Annotated in this window: 11 protein-coding genes and 1 pseudogene; 7 read left to right on the top strand and 5 right to left on the bottom strand. The window is 62.4% G+C overall.

Features of this window, described 5'->3' with window-relative positions; translation table 11 throughout:
- Positions 1 to 97 precede the first annotated feature (97 nt).
- The 4 genes and pseudogenes from DQ405_RS17900 (at position 98) to xpt (ending at position 4,606) form a co-directional block, all read left to right on the top strand.
- Positions 98 to 1,633 carry an alpha-amylase family glycosyl hydrolase gene (locus DQ405_RS17900; protein WP_168425432.1) on the top strand — a complete coding sequence of 512 codons (1,536 nt, stop codon included), beginning with the start codon at positions 98 to 100 and terminating at the stop codon, positions 1,631 to 1,633.
- 1 nt (position 1,634) lies between these two features.
- Positions 1,635 to 3,254 (top strand): alpha-amylase family protein, encoded by a 1,620-nt coding sequence (locus DQ405_RS17895; protein ID WP_168425431.1) that lies wholly within the window; start codon positions 1,635 to 1,637, stop codon positions 3,252 to 3,254.
- Between the two features lie 4 nt (positions 3,255 to 3,258).
- A complete protein-coding gene (locus DQ405_RS17890) occupies positions 3,259 to 3,843 on the top strand; it encodes a 3-keto-disaccharide hydrolase (RefSeq protein WP_168425430.1) in 585 nt (194 codons plus the stop codon).
- Positions 3,844 to 4,034: 191 nt separating this feature from the next.
- Positions 4,035 to 4,606: pseudogene (gene xpt, locus DQ405_RS17885) on the top strand (xanthine phosphoribosyltransferase).
- Between the two features lie 59 nt (positions 4,607 to 4,665).
- On the opposite strand, the gene DQ405_RS17880 reads toward xpt, so the two are convergent.
- The 5 genes from DQ405_RS17880 to dadA all read right to left on the bottom strand — a co-directional run bounded on the left by DQ405_RS17880 (position 4,666) and on the right by dadA (position 8,218).
- On the bottom strand, positions 4,666 to 5,184 hold the full coding sequence (locus DQ405_RS17880; protein WP_168425429.1) for a cupin domain-containing protein: 519 nt from the start codon (positions 5,182 to 5,184) through the stop codon (positions 4,666 to 4,668).
- A gap of 154 nt (positions 5,185 to 5,338) precedes the next feature.
- Positions 5,339 to 5,761: a c-type cytochrome gene (locus DQ405_RS17875; RefSeq protein WP_342030427.1), complete on the bottom strand. Its 423-nt coding sequence runs from the start codon at positions 5,759 to 5,761 to the stop codon at positions 5,339 to 5,341.
- A gap of 166 nt (positions 5,762 to 5,927) precedes the next feature.
- Positions 5,928 to 6,476 carry a cupin domain-containing protein gene (locus tag DQ405_RS17870; RefSeq protein WP_168425428.1) on the bottom strand — a complete coding sequence of 183 codons (549 nt, stop codon included), beginning with the start codon at positions 6,474 to 6,476 and terminating at the stop codon, positions 5,928 to 5,930.
- 112 nt (positions 6,477 to 6,588) lie between these two features.
- Positions 6,589 to 6,945: a RidA family protein gene (locus DQ405_RS17865; protein WP_168425427.1), complete on the bottom strand. Its 357-nt coding sequence runs from the start codon at positions 6,943 to 6,945 to the stop codon at positions 6,589 to 6,591.
- Positions 6,920 to 8,218 (bottom strand): D-amino acid dehydrogenase, encoded by a 1,299-nt coding sequence (dadA, locus tag DQ405_RS17860; protein WP_168425426.1) that lies wholly within the window; start codon positions 8,216 to 8,218, stop codon positions 6,920 to 6,922. The genes DQ405_RS17865 and dadA overlap by 26 nt, the downstream gene beginning before the upstream one ends.
- Before the next feature lie 148 nt (positions 8,219 to 8,366).
- Between dadA and DQ405_RS17855 the strand changes: the two genes are divergently transcribed.
- The 3 genes from DQ405_RS17855 (at position 8,367) to DQ405_RS17845 (ending at position 11,869) form a co-directional block, all read left to right on the top strand.
- Positions 8,367 to 8,855, top strand: coding sequence for an Lrp/AsnC ligand binding domain-containing protein (locus DQ405_RS17855; RefSeq protein ID WP_021207170.1), 489 nt, complete (start codon positions 8,367 to 8,369; stop codon positions 8,853 to 8,855).
- A gap of 90 nt (positions 8,856 to 8,945) precedes the next feature.
- Positions 8,946 to 10,256 carry an NAD(P)/FAD-dependent oxidoreductase gene (locus DQ405_RS17850; protein WP_241730063.1) on the top strand — a complete coding sequence of 437 codons (1,311 nt, stop codon included), beginning with the start codon at positions 8,946 to 8,948 and terminating at the stop codon, positions 10,254 to 10,256.
- Between the two features lie 62 nt (positions 10,257 to 10,318).
- Positions 10,319 to 11,869: a phospholipase D family protein gene (locus DQ405_RS17845; protein ID WP_446730892.1), complete on the top strand. Its 1,551-nt coding sequence runs from the start codon at positions 10,319 to 10,321 to the stop codon at positions 11,867 to 11,869.
- Positions 11,870 to 11,926: the final 57 nt, after the last annotated feature.

The following is an 11,926-nucleotide window of genomic DNA, read 5'->3' as shown; positions in this document are numbered from 1 at the left end:
GATCAACGAAGCTGGGAAACCCGAGCACCGTTCGTCAGTCCTAAACCTCACAGGCCGCCCACCGGACCTGCCGAAACACCGGACAGAGGGGACAAGCATGAGCGAGTCAACCCAGCCACCCTGGTGGAAAGGCGCCACCGTCTATCAGATCTATCCGCGATCTTTTGCCGACAGCAACAGTGACGGCATCGGCGACCTCGACGGTGTGCTGCGCCATCTCGACCACCTGCAATATCTGGGCGTCGACGCGCTGTGGCTGTCGCCGATCTTCCGCTCACCGATGGCCGACGCCGGTTACGACATCAGTGACTATTGCGATATCGATCCGCTATTCGGCTCGCTGGACGACATCGACCGGCTGATCGCCGAGACGCATGCCCGCGGGATCCGAGTGCTGCTCGATTTCGTGCCCAACCACACCTCCGACCAGCATCCCTGGTTCATCGAGTCGCGCAGCTCGCGGGACAGCCCCAAGCGCGACTGGTACATCTGGCGCGACGAGCCGAACAACTGGCGCGCCGCACTCAACGCCGGCAGCGCCTGGACCTGGGACGAACACAGCCAGCAGTATTACCTGCACCTGTTCCTGCCCGAGCAGCCGGATCTGAACTGGCGCAACCCTGAAGTGATCGAGGCGATGCACGGCGTGCTGCGCTTCTGGCTCGATCGCGGCATCGATGGCTTTCGTGTCGATGTCATCCATTGCACCGGCAAGGACCCGAGCTTCGCCGATGATCCACGCTGCCTGGCCGGCCAGCCGCTGGTGGAGTTCAACGACCAGCCCTACAGCCACGAAGTGCTGCGCGGCCTGCGCCGGCTGGTCGACAGCTACCCCGGCGAGCGCGTGCTGGTCGGCGAGGTGAACATCCGCTCCACCGAGCGGGTCCTGCAGTACTACGGGGCCGGCGACGAGTTGCACATGTCTTTCAACTTCCAGCCGCTGGATGCGCCCTGGGAACCGGTGCTGTTCCGCACCTGCATTCGCGACGTCGAGGCACTGCTCAAACCGGCCAACGCCTGGCCTACCTGGGTGTTGTCCAACCACGACAATCATCGTCAGCGCAGCCGCTATCACGGCTCGCTGCGCAGCGCCCATGCCGCCGCGGTGCTATTGCTAACGCTGCGCGGAACACCGTTCGTTTACCAGGGCGAGGAACTGGGGCTGGAAGATGCAGTGGTCGAACCGGACGAGCAGGTCGACCCCGGTGGTCGCGATGGCTGCCGCGCCCCAATCCCCTGGCTCGCCGCGCCGCCCCATGGCTGGGAAGGCAGTCCTCCGTGGCTGCCGTTCCCACCGGACAGCGACGAGCTGGCCGCCGAACGGCAGCGACAGGCGCCCGGCTCGACACTCGAGCTTTACCGCCGACTGATCGCCGCGCGCAAACGCAGCCCCGCTCTGCTTCATGGCAATTGGGAAGAACTGCGATCACACCCGAACGTACTCGCCTACCGGCGGCAGCTGGGCGATGACCAGCGCGTGATCTGCCTGAACTTTGCTGACGAACCCCATGCCTTTCCGATCAATGGACACTGGCAGATCGAAATCGCCAGCGACGGCCAGGGCGAGGACGAACCTTACAGCGGCGAGCTGGCAGCAGGCCAGGCACTGGTGCTCAGACCGGAGGAACATTGAAATGAGACCACTTTGGTATCGCAACGCGGTGATCTATCAGATCGACCCGTCACTGTTCCTCGACATCAACGGTGATGGCTGTGGTGATCTGCGCGGCGTCACCGAGCGCCTGGATTACGTCCGCGGCCTGGGCGCTACGGCCATCTGGCTGATGCCCTTCTATCAGTCGCCCTTCCGCGATGCGGGCTACGATGTCAGCGATCACCTGCAGGTCGATCCGCGCTTCGGTGATCTCGCCGACGTGGTCTATTTGCTGGAGAAGGCCGAGGAGCTGGGCCTGCATGTGATGATCGAACTGGTGGTGCAACACACCTCGATCGAGCATCGCTGGTTTCAGGAAGCACGACGCGACCCGCAGTCGCCTTACCGGGATTTCTATATCTGGGCGGACGAGCCGGATGACAGCATCGAGCCGATTTTCCCCACCATAGAGAAGAGCGTCTGGACCTGGGACGAAGACGCCGGGCAGTACTACCGCCACCTGTTCTACAACCATGAGCCTGACCTGAACCTGGGCAACCCGACGGTGGTCAAGGAAATCGAGCGGATCATCGCCTTCTGGCTGCGCCTGGGGGTATCGGGTTTTCGCGTCGATGCCGCCTCGCACCTGATCGAGCAGGCCGGTGACGGTGATAGCAACGGCTACTGGCTGCTCGAACACATGCGCGACTTCGTTACCCTGCGCCGCCCCGAAGCGGTGCTGCTGGGCGAGGTAGATGTCGAGCCGGAGCAGTACCGCGACTATTTCGGCGAAGGTGATCGGCTGACTCTGTTATTGAACTTCTGGGCCAACAATCATTTTTTCCTCGCCCTCGCCCGCAGCGAAGCCGAGCCCCTGCATCGTGCGCTGGAGCGCCAGCCGGAACCACCCGAGCGCGCGCAGTACGCGATCTGGCTGCGCAATCATGACGAACTGGATCTGGAACGGCTGACCGACGATGAGCGCGAAGAAGTCATGCAGGCCTTCGCCCCCGACCCTGACATGCGCGCCTACAACCGAGGCATCCGTCGGCGCCTGGCGCCGATGCTCGACGGCAACGAGCGGCGCATTGGCATGGCCCACGCTCTGCTGTTCGCGCTTCCCGGCACGCCGATCATCCGCTATGGAGAGGAGATCGGCATGGGCGACGATCTGTCGCGCCCGGAGCGCCTGGCGGTACGCACACCGATGCAGTGGTCAAACGAACCCAACGCCGGCTTCTCCTGTGCTGATACCCCGCAGCAACTGGCGGCGCCGCTGATCGACGGGGGCGACTTCGGTTATGAGCAGCGCAACGTCTATGCGCAGACCCTGCGCGACGATTCACTGCTAGCCAGGACCGGCACCATGATTCGCACCCGTATCGGACTGCGCGAGATTGGCGGTGGCCGACATCGTGCGGTCGAGACGGGCTGCCCGTCGGTTTTCGCCATTCGCCATGACAACGATTCCACCGTGCTGATGCTCGTGAACCTGGCGGACCGGGAGGTCGAGGTCGTAATCGCCGAGGACGACCTTCAGGAAATGGTCGATGTGCTGGCCGACAGCGATTATGAACAGCCCGAGGGGCATCCGCTGCGGATACGCCTGACCGGCTACGGCTATCGCTGGCTGCGGCGCAAGCAGCAGCTGTTCGGCTAAGACGATGCAAAGAACACTCGACGCCGATGAGTGGCGCGGCTGGCACACCGGCGGCTTTCCCGTCGGCAACTGGCGAAGCCGCGACGGCGAGCTGCAGGCCATCGCCGGTGCTCTGCGAATCGATCTGATCTCGCGGCAGCGCTACCGGAATTTCGCCTTCCGTTTCGAATTCGCACTGCCCATCGCCGGCAACTCCGGCGTGCTCTACCGTGTGGAGGAAGACGTCGAGCTCAGCTGGCACAGTGGTCCGGAAATGCAGCTGTTGGATGACGCCGGCCACCCAGACGGCCGCGAGCCCACCACCCGCAACGGCGCTCTGTATGGATTGATGGCTGCCGAACCGGAAACGTCTATGGAGCCTGGCGAGTTCATCGAGGCGGAGCTGATCGTCGACGATGGGCATGTCGAGCACTGGCTACGCGGCCGCCGTGTGCTGCGCTATCGATTCGACGGCCTGCATGCGCGCATCGTCCAGAGCAAGTTCGCCGGCTTTCCACGCTTCGCCCAGGCCGACGAGGGCCATCTGGTGTTGCAGCATCATGGCGAGGCCGCCCGCTTTCGCCGCTTGTCGATCGAAACACCTGACTGAACGGTCCACTTGGACCCACGCACGGAATTGAGCGAGAATGCGCGGCTTTCCAGGCTGCGGGAAACGCTGGCGAATGGATGCAGGATCGAAACGGGCTGGGCGCTCGCCATCGTGGCGCAGCGCCCAGCCGGTTTTCGGGAGCGCGAAACCGTCAGAGGTACCGGGCCGCCCACGCTTGAGGTAGCGCGTTCGTGGAACAGCTGAAACAGAAGATCCGCAATGAAGGCATCGTACTCTCCGACCGAGTGCTTAAGGTCGATGCCTTCCTGAATCACCAGATCGACCCCGTGCTGATGCAGCAGATCGGCCAGGAATTTGCCCGGCTGTTCCGCGACGAAGGCATCACCAAGATCGTCACCATCGAGGCCTCCGGCATCGCTCCAGCGATCATGGCGGGACTGGAGCTCGGCGTTCCGGTGATCTTCGCGCGCAAGCATCAATCCCTGACGCTGACTGACCACCTCCTGACCGCTTCGGTGTATTCCTTCACCAAGCAGGTCGAAAGCACCATTGCGATTTCGACCAATCACCTGTCCGCGCCGATCGCGTGTTGATCATCGATGACTTCCTGGCCAACGGCAAAGCCGCCAAGGGCCTGATCTCCATCATCCAGCAGGCCGGTGCCAGCATCGCCGGGCTGGGTATCGTCATCGAGAAATCCTTCCAGGCAGGTCGCCAGGAATTGGAAGAAGCGGGCTTCCGCGTCGAGTCGCTGGCCCGCGTCGCCGCGCTCAGTGACGGTCAGGTAGTTTTCGTCGACTAGGATCTGCGACGCGCCAACAGCGCTCGCGGCCAATCATCGAAGGGCTCGAGCGCCGCGCTTCATTCATGGCGCCATAGTGTGACCAGCGCACCTTGGGTGCCGGCGATCGGATCACTCACCGGTACGCCGACCCGCTCGGCGCGAGCGCGCGCTTCGTCATGGCCGCTCTCGCCGGGACGCAGCAGATCGTACTGCTGATCGACCGGATAGCCCGCCACCACCTCGAATTCCTCGCTCGCGGTCAATCGGCAATGACCGGTGCCGGCGGGCAGCACCAGCGCATCCCCGGCGCGAACCTCCACCTCCTGGCCATGCTCACCGCCGAGCATCAGCCGCGCCGAGCCACGCGAAACTCCAAGCACCTCATGGGCGGTGGAATGGAAGTGGTGATAGTCGTAGACACTTGCGCGCCATTGCGCTGGCCACAGATGACTGTTGAACAGGTTTTCGAACGCCGCGGCATAGTCGTCTTCGGCCAGCGGCAGCTGACGATACACCAGCACCGGGTGCGGGCTATTCGGCGTGCGGCCGTCGCTGGCGAACTGCAGCTGCTCAGGTTGCGGGGCAGAGCTGGGCATGGGTACCTCTCATAGGGCCGAACATCACAAGGCCGAACACCTTTGCATCTGGCCTCCGGCAACGGCTTTGTCATTTCGACCCGGTGCCGCGCCGCTTTACTCCCCATGAAACGACAAAGCCGCCCGAAGGCGGCTATGTTGGACCGGCTGGCGCTTAGAGGCCGGACATATGCTTGATGGCAGCCATCAGCTCGTCGTCCGAGCAATCGGCACAGGTGCCCTTCGGCGGCATGGCGTTGATACCGCTGATCGCGGTGGCCAGCAAGCCATCGAGACCACCTTGCTTGTCAGCGCGTGCTTGCCAGGCGGCTGTATCGCCCACTTTCGGCGAATTCAGCAAGCCGGTGCCGTGGCAGGCGTTGCAGAATTTGCCGACCACCTCTTCACCGCTGCGGGCAGCGCCGCCAGCGGCAGCAGTTGCAGCGCCAGCAGCCGCACACTCCTCGCCTTGTATACATACTTCGCCCACCGGCTTGAGTCGCTCGGCGATGTCGTCATTGGTCGCAGCCTGAGCGCTCACTGCCCACAGGGCCACTACGGCAGTCTGTGCTACCAGGATCTTCTTAATCAGGTTCACCTTACACCCTCATGTGGCTAGACACGCCCGCGGCCACGGTTACGCGAGCGGCGGCTAGTATAGCGGCAAGCCATGCTTGCCGAAACAACCCATGTTGCGCAGGCATCTCCAGCGACGCTGTGTCGCACCGCAAGTGCCGGCCTGAGCCTGGGACCGTTAATCTGGATCAGAAATTCGCTGGTGTCGTCGCGCTGATCAGCCTGGCCGGCGCGTCGTAGGGGTTACGAAAACGATGCGGCTTGCTGCTCTCGAAGTAATAGCTGTCGCCCGTTTCGAGCACATAGGTCTGGCCATTCACCGTCAGTTCCAGGCGCCCCTCGATCAGCATGCCGGCCTCCTCGCCCTGGTGCGCCAGCATGTCCGTACCGGTATCGGAACCGGGCGGATAGATCTCCGCCAGAAACGCGATTGCCCGCCCAGGATGCGCCTTGCCGATGAGCTTCATGCTTACCGCGCCGTCGGAAATATCGATCAACTCACCCGCCTTATAGACCACCTGGGTATCGCTGTCCTGTTCGAAATCGGGCGAGAAAAATTCGACCAACGACATCGGAATGCCGCTCAGCACCTTTTTCAGCGAGCTGATCGAGGGGCTGACGCTGTTCTTCTCGATCATCGAGATGGTGCTGTTGGTGACGCCTGCACGCTTGGCGAGCTCGCGCTGGGACAGGCCCTTGAGTTTGCGGATGGTTTGCAGTCGAACACCGACGTCCAATACGGGAGCCCCCAATCAAGCACAACAAATAGAGGTCGCTATGATGGCGAGGGCGTTCAGTATTTTCAACACGACAGGATGAAATGACCTGCCGGTCGGCAGCTCGGGTATGTCAGTCCGGCAGCGCAGCCACCACCGAGAGTTCGACCAGGATTTCTGGCTCACACAACTTGGCTTCGACGGTGGCCCGTGCCGGCGCGACACCCTCGGGTAGCCAGGTGTCCCAGACGGCGTTCATGCCGGCGAAATCGGCATCGATATTTCGGAGGTAAATGGTCACCGAAAGAATGTGCTGTTTGTCGGTGCCGGCCTGACGCAGCAGCCGTTCGATATTATCGAGGGTTTCGCGGGTCTGTTGTTCGATACCGGCACTCATGTCTTCACCTACCTGGCCGGCCAGGTAAACCGTGCCACGGTGAATGACGATCTGACTCATGCGTGAATTAGTGTGCAGGCGCTGTATGAGCATGCTTGCGGGACTCCTTGGTCGTGCCGTAACGGGATATATCCAGGCCATCCGTACTGATCTGGGTTCGCTTGCGGGCCAGGAGATCGGCCAACAGGCGACCAGAGCCGCACGCCATGGTCCAGCCAAGGGTACCGTGGCCGGTATTGAGATAGAGGTTGCGATAGGCGGTCGCGCCGATGACCGGCGTGCCATCCGGCGTGGCGGGCCGCAGCCCGGTCCAGAGTTCGGCGCTGCTCGGATCGCCTCCCAGCGGGAACAAATCGCCAACCACCATCTCCAGGGTTTCGCGTCGACGCGGATTCAGCGACAGGTCATGGCCGGCGATCTCGGCCATGCCACCGACCCGGATACGCTGATCGAAGCGAGTGATGGCAACCTTGTAGGTCTCATCCAGCACCGTCGAAACCGGCGCCATCGACGGATCGCTGATCGGTACCGTGAGCGAGTAGCCCTTGAGCGGATAGACCGGGGCACGAATACCCAACGGTTTGAGCATCTGCGGGCTGTAACTACCCAGCGCCAGCACGTAGCGATCGGCCTTCTCCAGCTTGCCATCGATCCAGACGCCATCGAGACGATCACCGGAAAAATCCAGCCGCTGGATATCCTGGTTGAAGCGAAACTCCACGCCGAGCCCACGCGCCATCTCGGCCAGCCTGGTGGTGAACATCTGACAATCGCCGGTCTGATCGTTAGGTAGGCGCAGGGCCCCGCTGAGCTTATCCGCTACACGTGCCAGGGCCGGTTCGACCCGGGCGACGCCGGCACGGTCGAGCAGCTCGTAAGGCACGCCGGAGGCCTTCAGCACGGCGATGTCCTTGGCCGCGTTATCCAGTTGGGCCTGGGTGCGAAACAGCTGTGTGGTGCCACATTGCCGGCCCTCGTAGTCAATACCGGTCTCAGCGCGTAGCTCATCGAGACAGTCACGGCTGTATTCGGACAACCGCACCATGCGCTCCTTGTTCACCGCGTAGCGCGCCGCCGTGCAGTTGCGCAGCATTTGCGCCATCCACAGGTATTGCTGCATATCGCCGGTAAGCTTGATGGCCAGCGGTGCGTGGCGCTGCATCAGCCATTTCACTGCCTTCAGCGGCACGCCGGGTGCGGCCCAGGGCGAAGCATAGCCGGGCGAGATCTGACCGGCATTGGCGAAGCTGGTCTCCATCGCAACGGCGGGCTGGCGGTCGACCACCACCACCTCGAACCCAGCGCGAGCCAGATAATAGGCACTGGTTGTGCCGATCACGCCGCTACCCATCACCAGAACACGCATTTGCGCCTCCTATCCGGCCACGACCGGATTTTGCGAATCACTATTAAGGCGGAGTATAAAAAGCGCTTGCCAGTGGCTTTCACCATATAACGTGCGATCTTTGCGATTTATTCACGCCATAAATCGCTTTTCAGGAGGCGATACGCCTATGCGAACCAAACATCAGACCCGCCGCGAGCTGGACAAGATCGACCGTCAGATCCTTCGCCTTCTTCAAGCTGAAGGGCGCATGCCGTTCACCGAGCTGGGCGAGCGTATCGGCTTGTCCACCACGCCCTGCACCGAGCGCGTCCGCCGGCTGGAGCGCGAAGGCATCATCATGGGCTATACCGCTCGGCTGAATCCCCAGCATCTCAAGGGCGGGCTGCTGGTGTTTGTCGAGATCAGCCTGGCCTACAAATCCGGCGATATCTTCGAGGAGTTCCGCCGTGCCGTACTCAAGCTGCCGCACGTGCTGGAATGCCACTTGGTATCAGGCGACTTCGACTACCTGATCAAGGCGCGCATCTCGGAGATGGCTTCGTATCGAAAACTTCTGGGCGACATTCTGCTCAAGCTGCCGCATGTCCGCGAATCGAAGAGCTACATCGTCATGGAAGAGGTGAAGGAATCCCTCGAGCTGCCAGTACCGGACTGACCTTTGTACAGCGAGCTCGGCCGACGGCTTTGCTCCGCAGACCCGGTCCGGTCTACCCTTCGAGACAGGCACACAGTCCAAGGCTCGACCATGATGACCCGGCAAACCGCCGTCCACGCCCAAGATCACGCCCCCTCCTACTATGCCGCCAGCACCAATCGCGCGCTCAACCTCGCCCCGCTGCAGGGTGAGCAAGAGGCGGACGTCTGTGTCGTCGGGGGCGGTTTCAGTGGGCTCAACACGGCCATCGAACTGGCTGAGCGCGGCTTTTCAGTCGCACTGCTGGAAGCGCATCGGATCGGCTGGGGCGCTAGCGGGCGCAACGGCGGTCAGCTGATTCGCGGCGTCGGCCATGATGTCGAACAGTTCCAGTCGGTGCTTAGCGCCGAGGGTGTCGACGCGCTCAAGCGCATGGGCTTCGAAGCTGTCGATATCGTCCGACAACGCATCGAGCGCTACGCCATCGATTGCGACCTGACCTGGGGCTATTGCGATCTAGCGACCAAGCAGCGGCACGTTGATGGTTTCGAGGCGGAGCATGCCGACCTCGAACGTCTCGGTTATCCCTATCCGCTGCGCTTGGTTCCCCGGAGCGACATGCACGAGGTGATCGGCTCCGATCGCTACCTCGGCGGACTGGTGGACATGGGCTCGGGACACCTGCATCCGCTCAATCTGGCTCTGGGTGAGGCCGCTGCGGCGCAGTCGCTGGGCGTGCGGCTGTTCGAAGGCGCAGCAGTCGAGCGGATAGATTACGGCCCGCAGGTGCGTGTACATACGGCAGAGGGCAGCGTCCGCGCCAAACACCTGGTACTCGCCTGCAACGCCTATCTGCGTGGGCTGCAACCGGCCCTCGCGGGCAAGGTGCTGCCGGCTGGCAGCTACATCATCGCCACCGAGCCGTTGCCCGAGGCGCTTGCCCATGAACTGCTGCCGCAGAATATGGCGGTCTGCGATCAACGTGTAGCGCTGGATTACTTCCGTCTTTCCGGCGACAACCGCCTACTGTTCGGCGGCGCCTGCCACTACTCCGGCCGTGACCCGAAGGACATCGCCGCCTACATGCAACCCAAAATGCTCAAGGTGTTTCCACAGCTGCAAGGCACCATTGTCGACTACCAATGGGGTGGCATGATCGGCATCGGTGCGAACCGGCTGCCGCAGATCGGCCGGCTCACCGATCACCCCAACGTCTACTACGCCCAGGCCTACTCCGGCCATGGGCTGAACGCTACTCATCTAGCTGGCCGGCTGCTCGCCGAGGCCATCAGCGGCCAGGCTCAGGGACGCTTCGACCTGTTCGCTCGCGTGCCGCATCCGACTTTCCCCGGCGGTCAGCGGCTGCGCTCGCCACTGCTGGCGCTGGGCATGCTCTGGTACCGGCTCAAGGACCTGTTCTGAATTTCGCCGTTGCGCTGGCGTCCAATTGCCAAGGATCGATAACAACGAAACGGAGCGGACCCTTGCGCATATCTCTGATGTTCCTGGCGCTGCTGTTGCTGGCTGGCTGCGCCGGGCACGTGGTTTCCCCGCCCCCGTCGCATGTCCTGCCGAACCAGGATTCGGAACTGGCTCGGCATGTCGATTCGCTGGCTGTCGACCAGTCGGTCGGCGACTCGGGCTTCCGTCTGTTGCCGGCCAGCGCTGAAGCGTTCGCGGCGCGGATCCAAATGATCCGGGCCGCCGAAACGAGCCTTGATATTCAGTACTACATCGTCCACGACGGCTTGAGCACGCGGGCGCTGATCGACGAGCTGATCAAGGCCGCAGATCGTGGTGTCAGGGTCCGGCTGCTGCTCGATGACATCGGCAGCAGTGGCAGCGATTACCAGATCGCAATACTGGCAGCCCATCCGAACATCCTCATTCGCATCTTCAATCCGCTGCATGTCGGCCGCAGCAACATCGTCACCCGCACGCTGGGCAGGCTGTTGCAGCTCTCCCAGCAACACCGACGCATGCACAACAAGCTGATGTTGGCCGACAGCAGCCTGGCCATCGTGGGCGGCCGCAATCTGGGCGACGAATATTTCGACGCCGACAAGGGCCTCAACTTCACGGACATCGACCTGCTCGGCGCAGGGCCGGTTGCCCGGCAGCTGGCAACCAGCTTCGATCAGTATTGGAACCATTCCCTTAGCGTCCCCATCCAGCATTTTTTGCGACGCCCTCCTCGCCTCGAGGAGCTGGACGAGGCTCGCCGACAGATCACTCAGTATTTGCAAGCCGAGCAGCAGGGAAATCCGCAGCGGTATGAGCGCCTGATGGCCGAACTGGACGAACCACCGCTGAAGAAGTGGCTGAATGACCTGATCTGGGCGCCGGGTGAGGCCATGTGGGATCACCCGGAAAAGATCAACGCCAGCGGCATTCCCGACGAGCATCTACTGCTGACCACTCAGCTGCAGCCGAGCATGGACGCGGTGACGCGTGAGATGACGTTGATTTCGGCCTATTTCGTTCCCGCCCAGGAAGGTGTCGACTACCTCGCCGCTCATGCCGAAAACGGCGTGGCCATTCGGGTCCTGACCAATTCGCTGGAAGCCACCGATGTCCCCCTCGTTCACGGCGGCTATGCGCCCTATCGTCGCCCGCTCCTCAAGGCTGGCGTGCGGTTGTTCGAATTGCGTCGGCAGCCCGATCAGGAGACGTCTTACAACCTGAGCGGCGAATCGGAATCGAGCCTACACAGCAAGGCGGCAATATTCGACCGGCAGGATGTGTTTCTCGGCTCGTTGAATTTCGACCCACGATCGATTCTCTGGAATACAGAGGTCGGCATCCTGATCGAGAGCGCCGAGCTGGCCAGCGAAGTGCAGCGACTAACGCTCGAAGGTACTTCGCCGGCGATCAGCTACGAAGTCCGCCTAGTAGAACTCGACGGTCAGGAGCGGTTGGTGTGGATCGCCGAAGACAACGGTCGTCGCAAGGTGCTGCTGGACGAACCCGGCGGCGCCTGGCGGCGCTTCAACGCCTGGTTCAGTCAGATGATCGGGCTGGAACGGATGCTCTGAGGGACGCCTACTGAGTGTTGAGGTTGCATGACGATCCGGCCAAGATAGCCTGCCAAA

Source organism: Pseudomonas sp. SST3 (genome assembly GCF_003325755.1).
Note: the sequence above shows the minus strand (reverse complement) of the source record. Positions and strands in the feature narration are given on the sequence as shown.